23 protein-coding genes are annotated in these 22,914 nt (G+C 68.6%); 10 read left to right on the forward strand and 13 right to left on the reverse strand.

Annotated elements, in window-relative coordinates; translation table 11 throughout:
* The first annotated feature begins 2 nt into the window (after positions 1-2).
* Together hpaH and hpaI are read left to right on the forward strand one after the other, a co-directional pair.
* Positions 3-806: a 2-oxo-hept-4-ene-1,7-dioate hydratase gene (hpaH, locus tag A9Z05_RS00495; protein WP_069616415.1), complete on the forward strand. Its 804-nt coding sequence runs from the start codon at positions 3-5 to the stop codon at positions 804-806.
* A gap of 12 nt (positions 807-818) precedes the next feature.
* On the forward strand, positions 819-1,625 hold the full coding sequence (gene hpaI, locus A9Z05_RS00500) for a 4-hydroxy-2-oxoheptanedioate aldolase (protein ID WP_069616416.1): 807 nt from the start codon (positions 819-821) through the stop codon (positions 1,623-1,625).
* A 75-nt stretch (positions 1,626-1,700) separates the two neighbouring features.
* Here the strand turns inward: hpaI and A9Z05_RS00505 are convergent, their stop codons facing one another.
* Positions 1,701-2,492 (reverse strand): helix-turn-helix domain-containing protein, encoded by a 792-nt coding sequence (locus A9Z05_RS00505; RefSeq protein WP_069616417.1) that lies wholly within the window; start codon positions 2,490-2,492, stop codon positions 1,701-1,703.
* Positions 2,493-2,588: 96 nt separating this feature from the next.
* On the opposite strand from A9Z05_RS00505, the gene A9Z05_RS00510 reads away from it, so the two are divergent.
* The 4 genes from A9Z05_RS00510 (at position 2,589) to A9Z05_RS00525 (ending at position 5,058) form a co-directional block, all read left to right on the forward strand.
* Positions 2,589-2,840 (forward strand): hypothetical protein, encoded by a 252-nt coding sequence (locus A9Z05_RS00510; RefSeq protein ID WP_069616418.1) that lies wholly within the window; start codon positions 2,589-2,591, stop codon positions 2,838-2,840.
* Positions 2,841-2,871: 31 nt separating this feature from the next.
* Positions 2,872-3,831 (forward strand): zinc-binding alcohol dehydrogenase family protein, encoded by a 960-nt coding sequence (locus tag A9Z05_RS00515; RefSeq protein ID WP_069616419.1) that lies wholly within the window; start codon positions 2,872-2,874, stop codon positions 3,829-3,831.
* A gap of 187 nt (positions 3,832-4,018) precedes the next feature.
* Positions 4,019-4,486 carry a helix-turn-helix domain-containing protein gene (locus A9Z05_RS00520; protein ID WP_069616420.1) on the forward strand — a complete coding sequence of 156 codons (468 nt, stop codon included), beginning with the start codon at positions 4,019-4,021 and terminating at the stop codon, positions 4,484-4,486.
* Positions 4,483-5,058 carry a PIN domain-containing protein gene (locus tag A9Z05_RS00525; protein ID WP_069616421.1) on the forward strand — a complete coding sequence of 192 codons (576 nt, stop codon included), beginning with the start codon at positions 4,483-4,485 and terminating at the stop codon, positions 5,056-5,058. Before A9Z05_RS00520 ends, A9Z05_RS00525 begins: the two co-directional genes overlap by 4 nt.
* 178 nt (positions 5,059-5,236) lie before the next feature.
* Here the strand turns inward: A9Z05_RS00525 and A9Z05_RS00530 are convergent, their stop codons facing one another.
* On the reverse strand, positions 5,237-6,328 hold the full coding sequence (locus A9Z05_RS00530) for a porin (RefSeq protein ID WP_069616422.1): 1,092 nt from the start codon (positions 6,326-6,328) through the stop codon (positions 5,237-5,239).
* Here A9Z05_RS00530 and A9Z05_RS36735 point away from each other — a divergent pair.
* On the forward strand, positions 6,210-6,449 hold the full coding sequence (locus tag A9Z05_RS36735) for a hypothetical protein (protein WP_176730118.1): 240 nt from the start codon (positions 6,210-6,212) through the stop codon (positions 6,447-6,449). The two genes, A9Z05_RS00530 and A9Z05_RS36735, sit on opposite strands and share 119 nt — an antisense overlap.
* Before the next feature lie 37 nt (positions 6,450-6,486).
* Here the strand turns inward: A9Z05_RS36735 and A9Z05_RS00535 are convergent, their stop codons facing one another.
* From A9Z05_RS00535 to A9Z05_RS00550, 4 genes are all read right to left on the reverse strand, one after another.
* Positions 6,487-7,554, reverse strand: coding sequence for an ABC transporter ATP-binding protein (locus tag A9Z05_RS00535; protein ID WP_069616423.1), 1,068 nt, complete (start codon positions 7,552-7,554; stop codon positions 6,487-6,489).
* Entirely contained in the window at positions 7,547-9,319 is a 1,773-nt protein-coding gene (locus tag A9Z05_RS00540) for an iron ABC transporter permease (RefSeq protein ID WP_069616424.1), read from the reverse strand. Before A9Z05_RS00540 ends, A9Z05_RS00535 begins: the two co-directional genes overlap by 8 nt.
* Before the next feature lie 113 nt (positions 9,320-9,432).
* Positions 9,433-10,533, reverse strand: coding sequence for an ABC transporter substrate-binding protein (locus A9Z05_RS00545; protein ID WP_069616425.1), 1,101 nt, complete (start codon positions 10,531-10,533; stop codon positions 9,433-9,435).
* A 191-nt stretch (positions 10,534-10,724) separates the two neighbouring features.
* Positions 10,725-12,203 (reverse strand): PLP-dependent aminotransferase family protein, encoded by a 1,479-nt coding sequence (locus A9Z05_RS00550; RefSeq protein ID WP_069616426.1) that lies wholly within the window; start codon positions 12,201-12,203, stop codon positions 10,725-10,727.
* A gap of 101 nt (positions 12,204-12,304) precedes the next feature.
* Here A9Z05_RS00550 and A9Z05_RS00555 point away from each other — a divergent pair, with 101 nt between their 5' ends.
* The 3 genes from A9Z05_RS00555 to A9Z05_RS00565 all read left to right on the forward strand — a co-directional run bounded on the left by A9Z05_RS00555 (position 12,305) and on the right by A9Z05_RS00565 (position 15,838).
* Positions 12,305-13,540, forward strand: a complete 1,236-nt coding sequence (locus A9Z05_RS00555) for a multidrug effflux MFS transporter (protein WP_069616427.1) — start codon at positions 12,305-12,307, stop codon at positions 13,538-13,540.
* Positions 13,541-13,665: 125 nt separating this feature from the next.
* The gene (locus tag A9Z05_RS00560; protein WP_069616428.1) at positions 13,666-14,340 is read left to right on the forward strand and encodes a response regulator; all 675 of its coding nucleotides are present in this window, start codon (positions 13,666-13,668) and stop codon (positions 14,338-14,340) included.
* Between the two features lie 79 nt (positions 14,341-14,419).
* On the forward strand, positions 14,420-15,838 hold the full coding sequence (locus tag A9Z05_RS00565; RefSeq protein WP_069616592.1) for a sensor histidine kinase: 1,419 nt from the start codon (positions 14,420-14,422) through the stop codon (positions 15,836-15,838).
* A gap of 55 nt (positions 15,839-15,893) precedes the next feature.
* Here the strand turns inward: A9Z05_RS00565 and A9Z05_RS00570 are convergent, their stop codons facing one another.
* The 7 genes from A9Z05_RS00570 to A9Z05_RS00600 form a co-directional block, all read right to left on the reverse strand.
* The gene (locus A9Z05_RS00570) at positions 15,894-16,760 is read right to left on the reverse strand and encodes an MOSC domain-containing protein (RefSeq protein ID WP_069616593.1); all 867 of its coding nucleotides are present in this window, start codon (positions 16,758-16,760) and stop codon (positions 15,894-15,896) included.
* An 87-nt stretch (positions 16,761-16,847) separates the two neighbouring features.
* Complete coding sequence (locus A9Z05_RS00575; protein ID WP_069616429.1) at positions 16,848-17,801, reverse strand: ABC transporter substrate-binding protein; 954 nt, start codon at positions 17,799-17,801, stop codon at positions 16,848-16,850.
* A 33-nt stretch (positions 17,802-17,834) separates the two neighbouring features.
* Complete coding sequence (locus A9Z05_RS00580; RefSeq protein WP_069616430.1) at positions 17,835-19,019, reverse strand: cytochrome c; 1,185 nt, start codon at positions 19,017-19,019, stop codon at positions 17,835-17,837.
* Positions 19,020-19,069: 50 nt separating this feature from the next.
* A complete protein-coding gene (locus A9Z05_RS00585) occupies positions 19,070-19,891 on the reverse strand; it encodes an ABC transporter ATP-binding protein (protein WP_069616431.1) in 822 nt (273 codons plus the stop codon).
* Positions 19,885-20,979 (reverse strand): ABC transporter permease, encoded by a 1,095-nt coding sequence (locus tag A9Z05_RS00590; RefSeq protein ID WP_069616432.1) that lies wholly within the window; start codon positions 20,977-20,979, stop codon positions 19,885-19,887. The genes A9Z05_RS00585 and A9Z05_RS00590 overlap by 7 nt, the downstream gene beginning before the upstream one ends.
* Before the next feature lie 4 nt (positions 20,980-20,983).
* On the reverse strand, positions 20,984-22,018 hold the full coding sequence (locus A9Z05_RS00595; protein WP_069616433.1) for an ABC transporter substrate-binding protein: 1,035 nt from the start codon (positions 22,016-22,018) through the stop codon (positions 20,984-20,986).
* 31 nt (positions 22,019-22,049) lie between these two features.
* Positions 22,050-22,889 (reverse strand): class II aldolase/adducin family protein, encoded by an 840-nt coding sequence (locus tag A9Z05_RS00600; protein WP_069616434.1) that lies wholly within the window; start codon positions 22,887-22,889, stop codon positions 22,050-22,052.
* Positions 22,890-22,914: the final 25 nt, after the last annotated feature.

Raw genomic sequence — 22,914 nt, forward strand, 5'->3', positions numbered from 1 at the left:
TCATGCTCGAACCCGCCATCATCGACCAGCTCGCGCACCGTCTGCACGACGCCGAGCGCGCACGCACGCAGATCCGCCAGATCTCGCTCGACCATCCCGACATCACGATCGACGACGCGTATGCGATCCAGCGCGCGTGGGTGACCCTCAAGCTCGCGGAAGGCCGCACGCTGAAGGGGCACAAGATCGGCCTGACGTCGAAGGCGATGCAGAACACGTCGCAGATCGACGAACCCGACTACGGCGCGTTGCTCGACGACATGTTCTTCGCCGACGGCGGCACGATCCCGACCGGCCGCTTCATCGTGCCGCGCGTCGAGGTCGAGCTCGCGTTCGTGCTCGGCAAGCGGCTCGCCGGCCCCAACTGCACGATCTTCGACGTGTACGACGCGGTCGATTACGTCGTGCCGGCGCTCGAGATCATCGACGCGCGCAGCCAGTCGATCGACCCCGACACGAAACGGCCGCGCAAAGTGTTCGACACGATCGCCGACAACGCGGCGAACGCGGGCGTCGTGATCGGCGGCCGGCCGGTGCGCCCGCAGGACGTCGATTTGCGGTGGGTCGCGGCGATCATGTCGCGCAACGGCGTGGTCGAGGAAACCGGGGTCGCGGCCGGCGTGCTGAACCATCCGGCGAACGGTGTCGCATGGCTCGCGAACCGGCTGTCGCGCTTCGACGTCGCGCTGGAGCCGGGGCAGATCGTGCTCGGCGGATCGTTTACGCGGCCGTGCGCGGCGCGTTCGGGCGATACGTTCAGCGTCGACTACGGCCCGCTCGGGACGATCCAGTGCTACTTCGAGTGAGGTGAGCGAACGATGCAGATTCCGTCGAATGTCTTCAAGGCCGCGCTCGCACGCGGCGACGCGCAGATCGGCCTGTGGCTCGGCCTCGCGAATCCGTACAGCGCCGAAGTGGTCGCGGGCGCCGGTTTCGACTGGCTGCTGATCGACGGCGAGCATGCGCCGAATACGGTGCCGACAATCCTCGCGCAACTGCAGGCGATCGCGCCGTATCCGTCGCATCCGGTCGTGCGCGTGCCGTGGAACGATCCGGTGATCGTCAAGCAGGTGCTCGATCTCGGCGCGCAGACGCTGCTCGTGCCGATGGTACAGAGCGCGGACGAAGCGCGTGTGGCGGTGGCCGCGACGCGTTATCCGCCGCATGGGATGCGCGGCGTCGGCAGTGCGCTCGCGCGCGCGTCGCGATGGAATCGCGTCGGGGAGTACCTGCATCGCGCGAACGACGAGATGGCCGTGCTCGTGCAGGTCGAGACGCGCGCGGGGCTCGATGCGGTCGACGCGATTGCGCGGGTCGACGGCGTGGACGGCGTGTTCATCGGGCCGGCCGATCTCGCGGCCGATCTCGGCCATCTCGGCCACCCCGGGCACCCGGACGTGCAGGCCGCGATCGACGGCGCGATCCGCGCGATCAAGGCGGCCGGCAAGGCGCCGGGCATCCTGAGCGCGGATGAAGCAGCCGCGCGGCGCTATCTGGAAGCGGGCGCGTTGTTCGTCGCGGTCGGCGTCGATACGACGCTGCTGGCACGGAGCGCGGAGCGGCTTGCCGCGCAGTTCAAGGGGATTGGCGGTGATGTCGTGAAGAAGGGCGACGGCACGTATTGATGCAGCGGCGGGCTGTGTTCGTGTGCCGACCGCCGGCCTTTCGCCGTGCGGCTTCATTCATGCGCATGGCCGCACCTATCGCTGCGCTTGGCTTCCCGCCTCCATATACTTCCCCGGCGTCGTCCCCAGCGCACGCCGGAACATGTCGATGAACGCGCTCACGTTGTCGTACCCGAGATCGAGCGCGATCGTCGTCACCGGCACGCCGTCGGCAATGCGCTCCAGCGCCCGTAGCAACCTGGCCTGCTGACGCCACTGCGCGAACGTCAGCCCCGTCTCGGCGACGAAGCGGCGGCTCATCGTCCGCGCGCCGATGCCGGCCCATTCGGCCCATTCCTCCAGCCGCCGGTCGTTCGCGAGATCCGCGGCCAGCGCATCGGTGATCTTCACGAGCCGCGGGTCCCGTGGCCGGACCAGCCCCAGCGCCTCGGCTTCCGATGCCGCGATTTCATCGAGGATCACGTCGGCGATCCGCGTCTGCGCGGCATTCAGTTCGGCATCGCCCCAGCTTGCCGCACGCTGCACGGCTTCGCGCAGCAGCGGCGTCGTGCGGATCGCGCGCGGCGTCGCCGGCAGCGCCGCGCAGCGGGCTTCGGCGACGAACGCCGACCAGCCCGAAATCGGTCCGAACGAGCGCAGCGAATGCCGGCAATGCGGCGGAATCCAGATCGCGTGGATCGCCGGTACGACCCATTCCTGGTCGTCGAGGCCGATCGTCACCAGCCCGCTCAGCGCGCCGACGAGCTGGCCGCGCGCATGCGAATGCGGCGCGGTGATGCGCGGGTCGCGTTGCGACAGGACGGCGGCGACCACGAACGGGCCGTCGTCGGACGTGACGAAGCGGGCGGGCAGGAGCGGATCGGACATGGCCGGATATCGGTATCGAATGGCTATTATACCGGAGATTGGCCGGCTTCGCACGCCTACACTGCATTCCATCGATGACAACCGGAGTAAGACGCGATGCGAGCCGAACAGATGCTTCCCGACCATGCCGACCGGATCGATGCCGGCGGTACGACGATTCGCAAGGGCACCGTTGGTGCGTTTCTGGTCAATGCGCGTGTATTGATCGACCCGAACGCCGCGCCGGAGGAGCGGGCGCGCGCGGAGGCGGATGCGATCGATGCGTTGCCAGCACTGCGCGCGCTCGGCCTGTTCGACGTGCTGGAAGTACGCGATCCCGCGCTGCGCGCGTGGCTCGATGCCCGGTAAAGGCCCGTTCTCCAGAATTGAAGGAACCAGCATGAAAGCAGCAGTCGTTGAAGGCGCTGGACAGCGCCCGGTTTATACGGCGTTCGAACCGCCGCGCGCGATGCCGGGCCACCGCCTGATCGACGTGACGGCGTCCGCGCTGAGCCGCATCGCGCAGGGACGTGCGGCGGGGACGCATTATTCCTCCGTTGGCGGTTATCCGTTCGTCGTCGGTGTCGACGGCGTGGGGTGTCTCGACGATGGCCGGCGCGTCTACTTCTTCGGCGCCCCGGTGCCGTTCGGGGCGATGGCCGAACGCACGATCGTGCCCGATACGCAATGCGTGCCGCTGCCGGACACGCTCGACGATGTCACCGCCGCGGCGATCGCGATTCCGGGGATGTCGTCGTGGGCGGCGCTGACCGAACGTGCGCGGCTCGTCGCGGGCGAGACGGTGCTCGTCAACGGCGCAACGGGCACGTCGGGGCGGCTCGCGGTGCGGATCGCGAAGCATCTCGGTGCGGTGAAGGTGATCGCGACGGGCCGCAACGCGGCCGCGTTGCAGGCGTTGCTGAAGGCCGGCGCGGACGCCGTCGTGTCGCTGCAGCAGGACGAGGCCGATCTGGCGCGGGCGCTGGAACCGCATTTGCGCGCGGGCGTGGATGTCGTGCTCGATTATCTGTGGGGCGCCAGCGCGCAGACACTGCTCGGCGCGGCCGCGAAAGCGACACCCGGCGGGCGGCGGCTGCGTTTCGTGCAGATCGGCTCGATCGGCGGCGCGGACGTGCTGGTGCCCGGCGCCGTGCTGCGGGCCACCGCGATCGAACTGATGGGCAGCGGGATCGGCAGCGTGTCGTTGGCGCGCTTGCTGGCGTCGGTGCGCGGCGTATTCGAAGCGGCCGGTGAGGCAGGCCTCACGATCGACACGCGCACGGTGCCGCTGTCGGCGGTCGGCGAACATTGGAGCGATACGAGCAGCGTCGTACGTTTGGTGTTCACGATGCGCGGCTAGTGAGCGGCGCATCGGCGTGCAGTGATCGTCGCTCGCCAAGAGTAAGGGCCAGAAGCCGAGTGACGGCGCGTATTGACTGATATCGAGGTTCGGCGATCTTATAAGGGCTCCATCAATTTTCGTTTATTGCGAATTTCGTTTATTTCGAATAAGATGGCGCATTTGAGAACCTGCTTGGGAGTGCGCGATGCCTCATACCTCGATGTCCGATACGATCTTGCCGGTGGAGCGGGAGGTGCAGGCGGCGGTCGAAGGACAGCGTGCGCTGGCGGCTTATCTGGCCACGCGAACGGAAATACAGCGCATCCAGATTTTCGATGACGAAAATCGTGCGCATCAGGTCGAGCTCCCGACTTCTGCACTGCGTCTGCTGGTCGACATCCTCGCGGAGCTCGCAGACGGCAATGCGGTCAAGGTCGTACCCGTTCACGCGGAACTGACCACGCAGGAAGCAGCCGACCTGCTCAATGTGTCCCGTCCACACCTGATCAAGCTGCTCGAATTGAAGGCGCTGCCATATCACAAGACTGGCAAGCACCGTCGTGTGCGCTTTTCCGATCTGATGCGTTACAAGACCGAACGCGATCAGGCGAGCGCCAGTGCGATGGAAGAGTTGAGTCGGCAAGCGCAGGCGTTCGGGATGGGCTACGAATGACGAGTTCGCCATTCACGGCGGTCTATGATGCCTGCGTGCTGTACCCGGCACCGCTGCGCGATTTCCTGATGTGGCTCGCATTGAGCGGATGTTTCAGGGCTCGCTGGAGTATCGATATCCACAACGAATGGAAACGGAATCTGCTGCGCAAGCGCGCGGACCTCAGTGCCGCGCAACTCGACCGTACCGCGAGTCTGATGGATCGGGCGATACCTGATGCGTTGGTGACCGGGTACGAAGCGTTGATCGAGGGCCTGACGTTGCCGGATGCCGCTGATCGGCATGTACTGGCCGCCGCGATCCGCTGCAACGCCAGTGTGATCGTGACGTTCAACCAGAAGGACTTTCCCGACGAAGTGCTGTCGGCGTACGGGGTGGAGGCGCAGCATCCCGACGTGTTCGTCGACAATCTCTTCGATCTCGAGCCGGCTGCGGTTGTCGCCGCAGCACGGCGACAACGCGAAATGCTCAAGCATCCTCCGGTGATGGTGGATCGTTACCTCGACATCCTGCAGCGGCAGGGGATGGTTCAGACCTGCAAGGCGCTCGAAGCTTACCGGGCGATTCTCTGAACGAGCCGCCATCGCGTTCGCGTGCTCAGCGAATCGCCGGCACGTTGCTCGCGCATCTGTTTCAGTTTCAACATGTTTCTTCGGTCGCTCGTGCCGTGCCCCGACATTCGACGAAGCGGATGACGACGCGCTCCCGAAACGCTTGTGCCGTCCTCCGCTTGCCGTCACGTCGCAACGGTCAGAACCGCTGCTGGATCCCCGCCGTTACCCCGACCTGCGTGGTGCCGTACCCGTTGAAATCGCGCGACACGCCGACTTTCTGGTCATGCTTCGCGATCGCAAACGCACCGGCTGCATACAGCACCGTGCGCTTCGACAGCGCGTACTGCGCGCGCACCGACACCAGCGTCGGATCGGCATCCGTGCCGCCCTTGATGTTCTGGTGATAGACGGCCGCGATCAGCGAGAACGTCGGCGTGAACTGGTACGACCCGCCGAGCCAGACCATGTCGCTCAACTGGTTCGCCGCCGGGGTGCGGAAGGTGCGCTTGTAATTGCGATAGCCGGCCATCGTTTTCAGGTTGCCGAAGTCGTAGCTCAGGCCCGCATGGATGCCCTGGATATAGTTGACGGTATCGGCCGGCGTGACGCTGTCGGCCGCGCCGTTCTGCCGGTCGAACGTGACGACGGCGGCGAACGGCCCCGTCTCGTATCCGATCGCGAAATCATACTTGGAGCTGGTCTTCACGCTGCCCGGCACGTTGCCGAAACCGTACAGCGCGCCGAACTTGAAGCCGCTGAATTCGCCGTCGTAGCGCACCGCGTTCGACGAGCGCGTGAACAGGCCGTCCTTGCGGCCGCCGGTCGCCATCGACGACGTCGCCCACGAGTAGTTCTGCGCGTAACCCATCGGGTCGAACGGCAGCATGTAGTCGTATGTGACGGTGAAGTTGCGGCCAAGCGTCAGCTCGCCCCATTTGCCTTTCAGGCCCACCGTCGCACGGCGCGCGAAGATCGAGTCGGGGCCGTCGTCGGACGCGCCGTTCGCGAGATCGATCCCGCTTTCGAGGCGGAACACCGCCTTCAACCCGCCGCCGAGATCCTCGACGCCGCGCAAGCCCCAGCGCGACGTGTTCTTGTTGCCCGACTTCAGCTTGAACGAATTGCCGCCATCCGGCGCCGCATGGTTCGTGTATTCGATGCCGGCGTCCATGATCCCGTATATCGTGACCGACGACTGCGCGTGCGCGGCCGGCGCGGCGAGACAGGCTGCCGCGGCCGAACCGGTGAGGACTACTGTTCGAATCGAACGTTCTGCGCGTGACTTCATTTTGACGGTGTCTCCTTGGTTTGTTTTGGGTGAGGTGAAACAGAAAACAGGTACGCAGCGCGCCATCGGCGGACGCGAGGAAGCGTCCGCCGATGCGAGTCGCAAAGGGATGCGCGCTTGACTGCATGCGCGGCGGCGCGTGAGCCGCCGCGGTCGGGTCAGCCCGCTTTCGCGAACGCCCAGCAGTCGTTGGTCGGGAATTCGATCCAGTGCTTGCCGGCCGCGCGCGGCACATGACCGAACGCGCGCAGGCGCATGTCGCCGCAATGGAACAGGTATTCCCAGCGGTCGCCGAGATACATCGACGTGACGAGGTCGGCCTGCAGCCGGTTCGCGCCCGGGCCGTCGGCGACCTGCACGCGTTCGAGACGGATCACGGCCTGGGCGTCCTGGCCCGGTGCGAGCGTGTCGCGGGCGACGGCGCGCAACTCCCAGCCGTCGCCGGCGAGCGTCACGCATTCGCCGTCGATCGCGGCGACGCGCGCGTCGATCCGGTTGTTGCTGCCCATGAACTCGGCGGTGTACAGCGAGCGCGGCGCGCCGTACAGCTCGGCCGGCGTGCCTTCCTGCTCGATGCGGCCGTTGCGCAGCAGCAGGATGCGGTCGGACATCGCCATCGCCTCGGTCTGGTCGTGCGTCACGCACAGCGCCGACAGCCCGAGCGACACGATCAGCTCGCGCAGCCACGCACGCGCTTCCTCGCGCAGCTTCGCGTCGAGGTTCGACAGCGGCTCGTCGAGCAAAATCACCGGCGGGTTGTAGACGAGCGCGCGGGCGATCGCGACACGCTGCTGCTGGCCGCCCGACAATTGATGCGGAAAGCGCTCGGCGAGGTGGCCGAGGCCGAGCTGGTCGAGCGCGGTCTGCACGCGGCGCTTCTGTTCGGCCGGCGCGACGCGGCGCAGCTTGAGACCGTAGCCGACGTTGTCGGCGACGGTGCGGTGCGGCCACAGCGCGTACGACTGGAACACGAGGCCGAGCGAACGCTGTTCGACGGGCAGGTCGATGCGTTGCGCGCCGTCGAAGAACACGCGCTCGTCGAGCTGGATGCGTCCGTCGGACGGCTGTTCGAGGCCGGCCACCGCGCGCAGCAGCGTGGTTTTGCCGCTGCCCGACGCGCCGAGCAGGCACACGACTTCGCCGGCCTTCAGTTCGAACGACACGCCCTTGAGGATCGGGTTGGCGCCGTAGCTGAGGTGCAGATCGTCGACGATGAGCTTATCCATGAAGTTTCACTCCGAAGCGCAGGGCCACGCCGAGACCGGCGCCGACCATCGCGATGTTGATGACAGAGAGCGCGGCGACCTGGTCGACGGCGCCGGTCGCCCACAGCGACACGAGCAGCGCGCCGATCACTTCGGTGCCGGGCGACAGCAGGTAGACGGCGGTCGAGTATTCGCGCTCGAAGATCATGAAGATCAGCAGCCACGCGGCGAGCAGGCCGAAGCGCACGAGCGGCAACGTCACGTCGAGCGACACGCGGCTGCGCGTCGCGCCGACGCTGCGGCCGGCTTCCTCGAGTTCGGGGCCCACCTGCAGCAGTGCGCTCTGGATCAGCCGCATCCCGTACGCGAGCCACACGACCGTGTACGCGATCCAGATGCTCCACATCGAGTTCTTCAGCTCGCGCAGGCCCGGCACGAACAGGAAGATCCACAGGAACGCGAGACCGGCGAGGAGCCCCGGCACCGCGCGCGGCAGCAGCACGAGGTAGTCGAGCAGCCTGGTCGCCCAGTCGGGGCGGCGGTGGCCGGCAAACGCGACGAGCGAGTAGAAGCCGATCGCGAGCGCGCCGCCGATCACGCCGATGCCGAGCGTGTTGACGATCGCGCGCACCAGGTTGTCCTGCTCGAACAGCTCGATGAAGTTCGACAGCGTCAGCACTTCGGCGAGCGCGACGCCTTCGCCCCAGTTGGTCACGAACGCGCGCAGCACGATGCCCGAGATCGGCACGATCACGGTCAGCATCAGCCACAGCGCGACGATCGCGAGCGCGACCCAGCGCCACACGCCGAGCGGCAGCACCGTCGCGCGGCCGGCCTTGCCCTTCACCGTGACGAAGCGGTTCGCCGTCTTCAGCAGGCGGCGCTGCAGCAGCACGAGCGGGAACGTGATCGCGACGATGCACACGGCGACCGCGGCCATCAGGTGATACGACGGCACGCCGAGCTTGTTGGTCAGCTTGTACAGGTAGGTCGCGAGCACGAGATGGCCTTCCGGGTCGCCGAGCACGAGCGGCAGCCCGAACACCTCGAAGCCGAGGAAGAACACCAGCACGCCGGCGAACAGCAGCGCGGGCATCGTCATCGGCAGGCTCACGTCGAGCGCGACGCGGAACGGACGGGCGCCGGTCACGCGTGCGGCTTCCTCGACGTCCGAGCCGAGGTTGCGCAGCGCGGCCGACGAATACAGGTACACGTGCGGCACGTGCGTGAGGCCGACGATCACCGTGATCGCGAAGATCGAATACACGTTCCAGGGCACGTTCTGCGCCCCGAACAGTTCCTTGAACCATACCGAGTAGAAGCCGACCGGGCCGGCCGCGACCACGTAGCCGAACGCGAGCACCATCGGCGACACGAACACCGGCGTGAGCAGCAGCGGTTCGAGCCAGCGGCGGCCGGGCAGGTCGGTGCGCACCATCAGGAACGCGAGGATGCCGCCGAGCGGGATCGAGATGAACAGCATCCCGCCGGCGATGATGAACGAGTTCTTCACGGCCGACCAGAAATCGGGATCGCTGAAGATGAAGCGGAAGCCGTCGATGCCGAGCGTCTTGTTCGCGTCGAAGAACGGCGCGGACAGCAGGCTCTGGAACAGGATGAAGCCGAGCGGCAGCGCGACCGCGACGGTCAGTACCGCGACGACGATCCAGCGCAGCATGCCGGCGAGCGGCTGCAGGCGGCTGACCGGCAGCGCGGGAATGGCGTCGCGCGGGCCGGCGGCGGGTGGCGCGGCCGGTGCCGTGCCGCGTGTGCTGGTTGAAAGCATGAGTTCGCCCCTGCGGCCATCCGGATGGCCGCCTCAAGGAAGTCGGTGAGGAGAAGGAGCCGCCCGCGCGACGGGCGGCGGGCGGCCTGGGTCAGCCGAAGCCGATCAGCGCATCAGCGCTTGATCGCCTGCTGCCATTGCTTCAGGAACGCGAGGCGCTTCGACTGGTCGAGATAGACGAGCAGGCCGGTGCCGATCTGGATCGGCTTCAGCGAATCGCCGAGTTCCTTCGTGAGGCTCGCGGCCGACGTCTCGCCGGTCACGTCCGCGCGGATCGCATACAGGTTCGCCTGGTTCGCGATCAGCGTCTGGCCGCGCTTGGACAGCAGGTAGTCGACCCACAGCTTCGCGGCGTTCGGGTTTTTCGCCTTCTTCGACACGGTGGCGAGGCGGCTCACGACCTGTGTGTAGTCCTTCGGAAACACGTAGCCGATCGACTTGTCCTTCTTCGCCTTCGCGTACGCATACGAGCCGATGATGTTGTAGCCGATCAGGTTCTCGCCCGACGAGATGCGCTCCATCATCGCGCCGGTGCTCGACTGCAGCTTCGGGCCGGTCGCGCCGATCGCCTTCACGAGTTCCCACGTGACCTTCTCGTTCACGTGCGCGTCCTGGGTCAGGTAGTTGAAGCCGACGCCCGATTTCTCGATGTCGTAGGTCGTGACCTTGCCCTTGAACTTGTCGGCCTGCGTGGTGAGCAGCTTGATCAGGTCGGCGCGCGTCGTCGGCACTTCGTTCTCGGGGATCAGGCGCTTGTTGTAGACGATCGCGAGCGGCTCGAACGTCGTGCCGTACGCCTGCTTCTGGTATTGCGCCCATTGCGGCACGTTCGGGCTTTCCGGCGAATCGTAGGACGCCATCAGGCCGTCGTTGACGAGCTTGACCTGCAGGTCCATCGCGGAGCTCCACAGCACGTCGGCACTGGTGCTGCTCGCCGCGTTCTCGCTGATGTAGCGGTTGTACAGCTCGGTGCTGTTCATGTCGTTGTACTCGACCTTCACGCCGTACAGGCTTTCGAAGTCCTTGATCAGCGGACGTACGAGGCCCGTGTCGGTCGTCGAGTAGACGATCAGCTTGCCTTCTTTCTTCGCGGCGTCGATCACGCCCTGGTAGTTCCCCGGGTAGCCGGCCGGAACCTGCGCGGCGGCGCTGCCGGCGGCAGCGCCCAGAACGACCGCCAGCGCGGCGGCGAGGTGCTTCGGTGCAAACGGCATGTCTTCCTCCAGTGATGCGTCGATGTTGTTCGAGTGACGCGGATGTTAAGTGCGAGGCACTTTCAGCCCGCTTTCATTTCCGTTCGCAATCATGCCATTCGTGTCATGGATTTCCCGAGGTCGGCGCGGCGCCGGCCGCGGGTTTCGCGGGGCGCGGCAGGGCTCGAAAGGGAGAGGGGCGAGGTTGCCGGCTACGCGGACGCGGCCAGCAGTTGTCCGAGGAGGCGGCCGCCATGCCGCGCGTGCGCGGCCGTCAGCGCGGCATATCCGACGACGACGCCCGCTTCGCACCGGGCGCTTCGACAGAAGCCGCGGATCGGCTGCAACTCGACGCCGGCCGCGCGGGCTTGCGAGACGTACGCAGCGTCATCGATACCGGGCGGCAGCCACAGCACGAAATGAAAGCCCGCGTGCTCGCCGGACACCGTGTACCGGCCGCCGGCATGCTTCACCAACTGGTCGAGCACGATGTCGCGCCGCTGACGGTACGCGTGACGCGCGGCGCGCAGGTGCTTCGCGAAATCGCCGTGTCCGATGAAGCGCGCGAGCGCGAGCTGCGGCGCGACGCCGACCGAGCGCGCGGTCGCGTGCCACACGGCGGACAGCGCCGGGCGCAGTGCCGCCGGCACGATCATGAAGCCGATGCGCAGTCCGGAAAACAGCGTCTTGTTGAACGACCCGCAGTAGATCACGCGATCGCACGCATCGAGCGATTTCAGCGCGGGCAGCGGCGCGGTCTGGTAGCTGAATTCGCCGTCGTAGTCGTCCTCGATGATCCACGTGCGGTTGCGCTGCGCCCAGTCGAGCAGCTCGAGCCGGCGCGAGACCGACATCGTGACGCCGAGCGGCGCCTGATGGGCCGGGGTCACATACGCGGCACGCGCATCGGGATGGCGGTCCAGCGATGCGGTGTCGATGCCTTCCCGATCGACCGGCACGTCGATCACGGTCGCGCCCGCGATCGTGAAGATCTGCCACGCCGACGCATAGCCGGGATCCTCCATCAGCACTGTCGAGCCGGGCGCGAGCAGCGTGCGCGCGACGAGATCGATCGCGTGGCGGATGCCGGTCGTGATGACGATGTCGCCGGCCCCGCACGGGATGCCGCGGTATTCCCGCAGGTACGCGGCAATTTCCGCGCGCAGGCTTTCGACGCCTTGGGCCGGCGTCGCGCCGAGCTCGTCGGCCGTCGCGGCAAGCAGGCTGGCGCCGAGCGCCTTCTTCCATTGCTGCATCGGCAGAAGGCCGGGATCGGCGAGCCGCGCGACGAACGGGACGCCCGGACGCACGCCGTGCTCGGGTTCGGCCGCCGCTGCCGGCGCGGGGGAGGCGGCGGCGTGGAGCGGGCTGCCGCCGCGCGACTGCGCGGCCGCGCGCAGATAACTGTCCGGCACCACCGCGCAGACCCGCGTGCCGGACCCTTGGGTGCGAGCGATGTAGCCCTCGGCGCACAGGATGTCGTATGCCGCTTCGACGGTGCCGCGCGCGACGTCCCAGCGCGCGGCCAGCGTGCGGCTCGATGGCAGCGGGCTGTCGGCGGGCAGCAGACGTTTCAGGATCGCGTCGCGAATCGTATCGGCGATGCATTCCTGCTTCGACTGCGGGCTGCCGCCCGATAGCGCGGCGGGGCGCGGCAGGTCCAGCGGGATCGCGGCTTTGCCTCGCGGCATAGTGGTCCAGTCAACGGTCGATTTAATGGTCCTTCAGCTTATATCACTTTCGCCTTAGATTGCTGTCGCCCCAACCATTCTGACCGAAACGGACTCACCGCATGAAGACGCGCTCGTTACCCCGATGGGGCTGGCTGTTCCTGCTGATGCTCGTGGTGTGCCTGCCGCGCGTCACGATCGATGCGTACCTGCCGTCGCTGCCCGCGATGGCGGACGCGCTGCACGGCACAGACTCACAGTTGCAGCTCACGCTGACGCTGTACATGGTCGGCTATGCGCTGTCGATGCTGGTGTCGGGGCCGCTGTCCGACCGCTACGGCCGACGTCCGGTGCTGCTCGGCGGCCTGTGCGTGTACGTCGTCGCGAGCGTCGCATGCGCATGGTCGACGAGCATCTCTGCGCTGATCGTCGCGCGCATGTTCCAGGCGCTGGGCGGCTGCAGCGGCACCGTGATCGGCCGCGTGATCGTGCGCGAGCGCTTTCCGGCCGCGACGCAGGCCACGATGCTCGGCCATATTTCGGCCGGCATGGCGCTGTCGCCGGTGGTCGCGCCGCTGGCCGGCAGCGCGATTGCCGAGTGGCTCGGCTGGCGCGGCGTGTTCGGTTGGCTGGCGGCCGGCGGGCTGGTCGCGACCGCGATGGTGCGGCGCTACCTGCCCGAGACGCGCGAACGCGGTGCGCGGCCGCCAGCCGGCGCCGGGCTGCTGCGGACCTATGCCGGCCTGCTGCGCGAGCGGCGCTTCCTGCGCTATTCGCTTGCGATCAGCTGCGCTTACTGCACGTACTATCCGTTCATCGCGGAATCGTCGACGCTGTTCCAGCGGCAAATCGGCGTGTCCGGGCCGGTCTATGCGGCGATCTTCGGCGTGACGGTGCTCGGCTATCTGGTCGGTTCGAATATGTTCGCGCGGATCAGCGCGCGCTGGTCAGCCGATTCGGTCATCGCGGCGGCGGCGGCCGTCAATCTGGTCGGGGCCGCCGTGCTGGGGATCGGCGGCGCGATCGCCCCGACTTCGGTGACGGCCCTCGTCGCACCGATGTTCGTCGTGATGATCGCGGTCGGGATCGCGATTCCGGCCTGCCAGTTCGCGGTGATGCAGCCCTACACGAGGATCGCCGGCACGGCGTCGGGGCTGTTCTTCTTTATCCAGATGACGATCACGGCCGCGTGCGGCGGCGTGCTGGCATGGCTGTCGGACGGCACGGCGCGCCCGATGATCGTCGTCACGGCGGGCGCGAGTATCGCGTTCGTCGCGGTGGTGGCCGGTTTTCGCGAGCGGCGCGTGACCGGCGATGCGCGCATCGCGGCGCGCAACCGTCCGGCTGCCGAGCGCTGAGCGGCAGCCGCCGGCACCGCCCGCGGCGGGTTCGCGGCACCCGCGCAACCCGTGTTTGCGCGAGGCGTGGAGACGGAAAGGATCATGTAATGTAGCGGGCTGTCGCTGACCTTACCGGAATCCCCATGCGCGTGCTGCTCGTCGAAGACAACCCGAACCTGGCCCAGTCGCTGAACGACGCGCTGAGCGCCGCGCGCTTCGCGGTCGATCACATGGCCGACGGCGAGGCGGCGGACCACGTGCTGCGCACGCAGGATTACGCGCTGGTGATCCTCGATCTCGGACTGCCGAAGCTCGACGGGCTGGAGGTGCTGCGGCGGCTGCGCGCCCGTCGCAACCCGGTGCCGGTGCTGATCCTCACCGCGCATGGGTCGGTCGAGGACCGCGTGAAGGGGCTCGACCTCGGCGCCGACGACTATCTCGCGAAGCCGTTCGAATTGACCGAACTGGAGGCGCGTGCCCGCGCGCTGATCCGGCGCAGCCTCGGCCACGAACATTCGCGCGTCGAATGCGGGCCGCTTTCGTACGACAGTATCGACCGCGGCTTTCATCTCGCGGGCGAGCCGCTGTCGCTCACGCCGCGCGAGCGCTCGGTGCTCGAGGTGCTGATCCTGCGCAACGGCCGCGCGATCAACAAGGACACGCTGTCGGAGAAGATCTTCGGGCTCGACGAGTCGGTCAACGCCGATGCGATCGAGATCTACGTGTACCGGCTGCGCAAGAAGCTGGAGAACTCGGGCGTCGCGATCGTCACGCTGCGCGGGCTCGGCTATCTGCTCGAAGCGAAGGCGGAAGCATGATCCGCCTTCGCGCTCACCGTCATTCGCTGTCCCCGGCGCGGGCGCATGCGTCGCCTCGGACGGCTCGGCAAGCCGGATGATGACCCGCCCGAACCTGCGCGCGCAGGTCGCGCTGTGGCTGCTGCTGCCGCTGCTCGGCCTGCTCGCGCTCGACTCGTGGCTCACGTACCAGCGCGCGATGAGCGCCGCGCACGTCGCGTTCGACCGCACGCTGTCGTCGTCGCTGAAGTCGATTCGCGAAGGCGTGCGGCTCAACGCCGGCGAGATCGAGGTCGACTTGCCGTATCTCGCGCTCGAAATGCTCGAATCGAGCGACGGCGGCAAGATCTACTACCTGATCCGCGAGGACAACGGCCGCACGGTCACCGGCTATCCCGATCTACCGCTGCCGCATGGCCGCGACGCGGGCGACGGCGCGCTGTTCGTCACGCGCTACTACGACGTCGTGTATCGCGGCGAGCAATTGCGGATGGCTGCGTTGCGTATTCCCGTGCACGACGTGCCGACCGCGCAGTCGCGCATCGTATGGGTGATGGTCGGAGAGACGATCGAGGCGCGTCAGGCGCTCGCGCGCGAGATCCTGGTCGGGTCGCTGCTGCAGGAAGGGCTGCTCGTCGTGCTGGCGCTCGGGATCGTGTGGCTCGGCGTCGGGCGCGGGCTGCGGCCGCTGAACCGGCTGTCGGCGACGGTCGCCGCGCGCAGCGAGGACGACACGACGCCGCTCGACACGGGCGCGATGCCGAGCGAACTCACGCCGCTCGTCGATTCGATCAACCAGTACATCGGTCGCACGCAGCGGATGCAGGTGGCGCGGCGCCGCTTCTTCGCCGATGCGGCCCATCAGTTGAAGACGCCGCTCGCGGCCGTGCAGGCGGGCGTCGAGCTCGCGTTGCGGCCCGACGAGCAGTCGCGCGCGAACGTGCACCTGCGGCGCGCGAACGGCGCGGTGCGGCAGGCCGCGAAGATCGTCCAGCAACTGCTGTCGTTGTCGCGGCTCGATTCGGACAGCGGTCATGCGGTCGCGCACAAGCCGGTCGCGCTGCATCGGCTCGCGCGCAGCGTGACGCTGGACTGGTCGCCCGTCGCACGTGCGCGCAGCATCGATCTCGGTTTCGAGCACGAGGCCGATGTCGACGTGCTCGGGCAGTCCGACTTGCTCGGCGAGATGATCGGCAACCTGATCGACAACGCGATCCGTTATGCGGGCGACCATGCGGTGATCACGGTGCGCGTGTCGCGCGACGGCGCGGACGCGCGGCTGGACGTGATCGACAACGGTCCGGGCATTCCGGCCGACGAACGCGACGCGGTGTTCGAGCGCTTCCATCGCGGCAGCAAGACGCAGACGGTCGAAGGCACGGGGCTCGGACTGTCGATCGTGCGCGAGATCGCGCGCGTGCATCAGGGCAGCGTGACGTTGACCGACGCGGCGGGCGGCGGGCTGATCGTGACGATCCGGCTGCCGGCGGTGAGCGACGCGATGCCGCGCGCCGCGTGACGGCGCGTGGCGATATGGCACGCGAAGGGAACGGGCGGCGCTGTCCGGCTGCGGCTCAGTCGCCGAACCCGATCTCCGCTTCGACCGGCTGCCCGACTTCGAGCCACGCGCCCGCGCCTTCGACGACGATCGCGTTGATGCCGAACGTCAGCGCGCCGTCGTAGTTCGGGTTCGCGCGATAGGTCTGCATCGTGTCGGTCGGTTCGTGCGGCCATGCGGGATCGGGCGCGCCGGTGGCCTGGTCGATCGTCGGCACCGGGCAGCGCGTGCACAGCTTCACGAGCCGCAGTCGCACCGGCGTGTCGCCGTCGGTGTCGAGGTGCTCGACGAAATCCTCTTCGTACGCGTCGAGATCCGACACGACGATGTTCGGACGGAAGCGGTTCATCGGGATCGCCGGCGCGCCTTTCGCGGCGAGCCGCGCGTTCAGGTCGTCGAGCGACGACTGGCCGATCACGAGCAGCGGATAGGCATCCGAGAATTGCGTATGCGTATCGATCTCGCCGGTCCATTGGCGGTTGCAGCGGCGGCGCGCGTCGGGGCCGAAGCGCGCGAGCTTCGTCGGCATGCCGAGGAATTCCGTGAGCCACGCGGCCGTGTCGGCACCCGTGTCGATCGCGTCGACGGTGTCGCGCCACACGGTCGCGGCCATCGTCGGCGTGGCGGGCGTCGCATCCCCGTCGAGCGGCGTGCGGATGGCCGGCATGCCCGGCGCGTTCAGCACGAGCGCGTCGTTGTCGAGCGCCGGACGGATCAGCGCGAGGCGCGGGTGCGTACGCTGCGTCAGCATCTGCCCGTGCGGATCCGTGATCAGCCAGTGGCGGTCGTACGCGAGGCCCGTTTCGAGCAGTTGCGCACGCGGCAGCGCGATGCCGGCGCAGGATTTGATCGGGTAGACGAAGAGTTCGGTGATGGCTGGCATGACGCTGGCTGAAGGCGGGATGGTCGAATCGCGATTGTGCCAGATCATGCCCGAGTCGTTTGCGCGGCCGGGCGCGGCCACCACCCGTCACGCGAGCGGGAAGTCCGTGTCGAAGGTCGTGCGCACGTCGAGCGGCTGGCGCAGCAGCCCGGCCTTCAGGTAGAAGTCGGCGGTGCGCTGCTGTTCGGCGATCACCGCTGCGTCGATCGGCCGCCAGCGCGTGCCGCGGCGCTCGAACTGCAGCTTCGCGGCCGCCGGCGGAATGCCGATGATGCGTGCGAGCGCGGCCGAATACGCGTCGACGTGCCGGTACGACCAGGCCTGCGCGCGCACGACGCGCCGCAGGAAATCGTGCAGTACGTCGCGCTTCGATGCGATCGCCGCGTCGGTCGCCGCGAGATAGCTGAGGCCCGACCACAGCCCGCGGCCGTTGACCAGCACGCGTGCGCGGCCGCTCGTTTCGGCGAGCGCCGTATAGGGCTCCCAGGTCGCCCACGCGTCGATCGAACCGGTGGCGAGCGCCAGCATCGTATCGGCCGGCGGCAGGAAGCGGAACGACACGGCATCGGGCGGCAGGCCGGCCGCGTCGAGCGCCTTCAGCGTGACGAAATGGCCGATCGAGCCGCGCGTGGTGCCGATGCGCTTGCCCTTCAGGTCGGCCGCGCCTTTCAGCGCGGCGTCGGGCTGCACGAGCACGGCCGTGCCGTACGGATCGGAACGGTTCGCGCCGATCACCTTGATGCGGGCGCCCGATGCGAGCGCGAAGATCACCGGCGCGTCGCCGATCGGCCCGCAGTCGACGGCGGCCGCGTTCAGCGCTTCCGCGAGCGGCGCGGCGGCCGGGAATTCGGTCCACGCGATGTCGTACGCGAGGCCGTTCAGTTCGCCGGCCGCTTCGAGCAGCGCGCGCAGCCCGCCTTTCTGGTCGCCGGCGCGCAGCAGCGGGCGGGCGCCCGATTGCGCGCACACGGCGGCCGGCGCGGCGGCGATCGTGGCAAGGGCGCTCGCCTGCGCGAGGAAGTGGCGTCGGGTCGGATTCATCGTGAAGTTCGGTTGAAGAAGGGGTTCTGGGATTCAATGCGGGAGCCCGGCCTGGACGTCGCGCACGGGTTCCTGGTCGACGCGCAGCAGCAGTGCGGTCAGTGCGTCGCCGCGGGCGGCCGGCGTGGACGGCCGGACCGCCGCCGTATCCGAGCGGCACAGCAGGTCGGCATCCGACCAGCCGGCGCTGCCCGGCAACGCGCGCGCCCGCAGCCAGCCGCGCCGATCCGCGAGCAGTTGCGTGCCGCCGAGTGCGTCGGGCGCGACGCCGGCAATCGTCGCGAACGCGAGCCACGCGTCGGCGGTCGTCGCGACGCAGTTCGCGCGCGCGCCGGCTGACGTTGGCACGGATGCGCCGCGCTCGGTGACGAGCAAGGTCTGCCAGCGCGCGTCTTCCGGCGGTGGCGTCGCGCCCGGCGCAAGCGCGACGACGCGCACGCGCTGGCCTTCGCGCCAGCGCTCGAGCGCCTGAGGGGCGGCGTCGCCGCAGCGCACGTCGAGGGCCGGCAGCGGGACGGGCGCCGGCCACGCGCCTTCCGCCTGCGCGCCGCTGCCGGCGGCCAGCGCTTTCAGGTAGTCGAGTACGGCCCATGTGTCCTGCGGGCCGAGCGTCGCCGCGAAGCCGGGCATCGTCGACGCGCCGTGCTCGTCCTGAGTGCCGTGACGCACGCGCCAGAACAGTTCGCCGTCGAGGCGACGCGCGAGCAGCGCGCCGGCGAAGGTCGGCGGCCAGTGCGCGAGCGTGGCCGCGAGCGGCCCTTCGCCGCGGCCGTCCGCGCCGTGGCAGGCCGCGCAATGTTGCGTGTACAGGTGCGCGCCGCGCATCACGTTCGATACGGAAAACGGCGCGGGATCGCGCTGGAAGCTCGTCGCCACGGCAGGCGCGAGCCACAGCGAGGCGGGCGGCCACGGCGCGAACCACGCGACGGCGAGCGCGGCGATGGCCGACGCGACACGCCACTTGCGCGAAGCCAGTGCGATACAGGCGAGCACGACGGCCAGCGCCGTCACGCCACCGGCGAACGCGAGCTGCCGCGTGAGCCCCGCGTCGATGCGCAGCGTTTCGAGCGCGATGCGGTGTGTCCACGGCCATGCGGCCTGGCCGTCGGCGTCGCCGGTCAGGCCGATCGCGTGCAGCACCTGTGCCAACGCGATCTGCGCGCGATACAGCAGTTGCAGGAACGCGATGGCCCAGTCGGCGAACGGCGGCGCGTTCATCGCGCGGGTTTCCGGCGTGCCGCGGTCAAACGTCGAACGCTACCCGGCATCTACCAGCTCGCATCGAGCCCGAGATGCCGCAGCGCATCGTGGCGCAATGCGGCGAGGCGCGGGTCGCCGCGATGGCGCGGGTAGGGCAGGTCGACGCGCAGTTCGGCGACGATCCTTGCCGGGCGCGGCCCGAACACGATCACGCGCTGCGCGAGGAACAGCGCCTCTTCCACGTCGTGCGTGACGAGCAGCGCGGAGAAACCGTCGCGTTGCCACAGCGCGGTCAGCTCGGCCTGCATCGTGAGCCGCGTCAGCGAATCGAGCTTGCCGAGCGGTTCGTCGAGGATCAGCAGGCGCGGATCGTTGACGAGCGCGCGGGCGAGTGCGACGCGCTGCGCCATCCCGCCGGACAACTGATGCGGAAACACGTTCGCGAAGTCCTGCAGCCCGACGCGCGCGAGCGCATCGTCGACGCGATGCTGCGCGGTGCGCGCCACGCCGCGCGCTTCGAGGCCGAGCGCGACGTTCGCGCGCACGCGCCGCCACGGGTACAGCGTCGGGTCCTGGAACACGACGATGCGCGACGGATCGGGGCGCTCGATCGGCGTGCCGTCCTGCGCGATCGTTCCTTGCCGCGCGGCGTCGAGCCCCGCGACGAGCCGCAGCAGCGTCGATTTCCCGCAACCGCTGGGCCCGAGCAGCGCGACGAATTCGCCGGCCGCGACCGACAGCGACACGTCGTCGAGCACCGGCAGCGCGCCGCCGGGGCCGTCGAACGCATGGCTCACGCGGCGGATGTCGATGCGTGCGCCGCGCGGCGCGGTGACGGCGGGCGCAGCAACTGTGGCAACGGACGATTCGAGTGCGGCGGCGCTTACCATTTGACGGTTCCTTTCTGCCAGGCGAGCACGCGGTCGCGCACCGCGAACAGCAGCGCGATCAGCCCGGAAAACAGCAGCGCCATCACGAGCAGCGCCGCATACATGTTCACGTACGACGCCCAGCCCTGCGCCCAGCTCAGATACCAGCCGAGCCCCGACTTGACGCCCATCATCTCGGCGACGACCAGCACCGTGAACGACGCGCTCAGCCCCATGAAGATGCCGACGAACACGTGCGGCAGCGCGGCCGGAATCGCGACGCGCAGCACGAGGAAGCGCGCGTTCGCGCCGAGCGTGCGCGCGACGTCGTAGTACTGCCGGTTCACGCTCGCGACGCCCGACCACGTCAGCACGGCGACCGGGAAGCCGGTCGACAGCGCGATCAGGAACGCGGCGGCCGAATAGCTCGACGGGAAGAAGTAGAACGTGAGCGGGAGCAGCGCGGTGGCCGGCACGGGGCCGAGCACACGCAGCACTGGATGCACCCAGTAGCCGATCCGGCGCGACCAGCCGATCGACACGCCCACTGCGAAGCCTACCGTGACGCCGTACGCGAACCCGAGCGCGAGCAGCTTCAGCGTGTTGCCGGCGCTGCCGGCGAGGCGCGGCCAGTCGTCGACGTAGACCTCGATCAGCGCTTGCGGCGGCGCAAAGAACGGCGTCGGCAGCCAGCCGGTTTTCGCGGTGACGATTTCCCACGCGGCGAGCACGAGCGGCAGCGCGACGAGCCACGGGCCGGCCGGGCGCACCCGTGCGAGCCGCGTGCGGGTCGCCGCAACGAGATGGCCGAGCGTCGCGGCGGCGAGCAGCAGCGCGGCGATCGTCCACGCGGCCGTGCCGAACGCGTCGGTGTACGTCCAGTCGCTGAAGCCGACGATCCGGTTCGGCCACAGTTGCGTGAGCGCGCCGAGCACGGCCCACGCGAATGCGGCGGCGATCCCGGTCGGCCAGGTGCGCGCGCGCCGCGCGTCGGCGGCCAGCGTGGCTTCGCAGGCCGTGCAGGCTGCGCGCGCGGTGGCGGTAGCGTTGACGTCGCCGGCCGGGGCCGATGCGGCGCGTGCGGCGGAAGCGTGTTCGATCGTCGACATCGCGTTACCCCAGTACGTTCGCATAGACCTGCTGCGCGAAGCGCTGCGGGTCCGTGCTCTTCTTCAGCACGCTGATGCGGCGGAAATCGTCCGCGTAGAACGCGATTTCCTGTTGCAGGTCGACGTTGGTCGGGTGGTGCGTGTAGGTGAGCGTCGCGTACAGCTTGCGCAGATCCTCGGGGCTGATCTTCGGCGAATACTTCGCGAACACCTTTGCGGCTTCGTTCGGGTTGTCGTGCGTGTATTCGGTGGCCTGCACGATCGAGCGCGCGAGCGCGGCGGCGGCGGGCCGGTCGTTGCGCACGAGGTCGCCGCGCGCGCCGATCACGCAGCACACCTTGCGCGCGTATTCGCCGGACAGGTTGGTCGCGAGTTCGGTATACGCGCCGTTGCTGCGCTTTTCGAGCAAATAGAGATTCGGGTCGCCGTCGGCGATCGCGTGGATTTCGCCCTTGTCGACCGCGACGCCGAGCAGGTCGGCCGGATACTGCCGCCACGTGATGTCGCGCTCGGGATCGATGCCGTTCTTCGCGAGCAGGATCGAGAAGAAGTGCTTGCCGGGCGCGGCCAGATCGCTGACGCCGACCGTCTTGCCCTTCAGCGCCTGCAGCGTCGTGACGCCGGCCGCCTTCGCGCCGAGCAGCCGCACGCAGCCGCCATGCGAGCTGCCGATGATCTTCACGTCGAAGCCGGCTTCGAGCGGCTTCAGCCAGCGATGGATCATCCCGACCGCCGCATCGGCCTTGCCGGTCGCGATCGATTCGAGCAGTTGATCGGTCGAGCCGCTGTAGTTGATCAGCTCGACCTTCAGCCCGTTCTTCTCGAAGAAGCCGCGCTCCTGCGCGACGACGATCGGCGTCAGGCAGAACGCGTTCTGGTTCCACGCGAACGTGAGTTTCTTCAGCGGCGGCGCGGACCACGCGTTGCGGCCGAGCGTGATCGCCGGCACGGCGAGCGCGGCGGCGCCGGCCGCGCGCAGCAGGCGGCGGCGTTGGTCGTCGTGTGCGTCGGCAGGCGCGGATGCGGTGGTTTGGGTCATGGTCTGGTCTCCGGTGTAGCGGAAGGGCGGATCAGTCGAGCAGATCGGGTTCGTCGGCGACGACACGCGCGAACAGGCTGTCGAACGCGTGCAGCGCGCCGTCGGGGCCGCCGATCTGGCCGTGCGTGTGGCGCGCGGTCGCGTGATCGATCGGTTGCGGCGTGCCGGCCGCTTCGGCCAGCAACTGCGTGTGCGCGACGTTGTCGAGCGCGATGTACCACCATGCGGCGGCCTCGACCGTCGGGCCGGCCGTCAGGATCCCGTGGTTCTTCAGGATCACGCCCTTGTGCGTGGCGCCGTCCGGTTTCGCGAGCGCATTGGCGATCCGTGCGCCTTCGCTCGTGTCGACGACCATCCCCGTGAAGTCGTCGAACAGCGCGTGGTCTTCGTAGAACACGCACGCGTCCTGCGTGAGCGGATCGAGCGGGCGGCCGAGCGTCGACCATGCCTTGCCGTAGGTCGAATGCGTGTGCGCGGCGGCGACGACGTGCGGATGGGCTTCGTGGATCGCCGCATGGATCGCGAACGCGGCCTTGTTCAGCGGCCGTTTGCCGATCGCGGTTTCGCCGCGCGCGTTGACGAGCAGCAGGTCGGAGACCTTGATCTGCGAGAAATGGACACCGAGCGGGTTCACCCAGAAGTGATCGGGCAGCTCCGGATCGCGTGCGGTGATGTGACCGGCGAGGCCCGCCGCGAAGCCGAAGCGCGCGAACAGGCGGAACGCGGCCGCGAGCCGCTCCTGCCGGTGGCGGCGCTCGGCGGCGACGTCGACGCGCGGCGCGGGCGGATCGAACCAGAAGTGCTGGCGCGGGGTGTCGGCGAGCACGAGGCCCGATGCGGTACGGTTGGGCGAGGACAGGACGGCGGACATGATCGCGTATGGCTCCGTTGGCTCC

The organism is Burkholderia sp. A2, from assembly GCF_001729305.1.
Classification (GTDB): domain Bacteria; phylum Pseudomonadota; class Gammaproteobacteria; order Burkholderiales; family Burkholderiaceae; genus Burkholderia; species Burkholderia sola.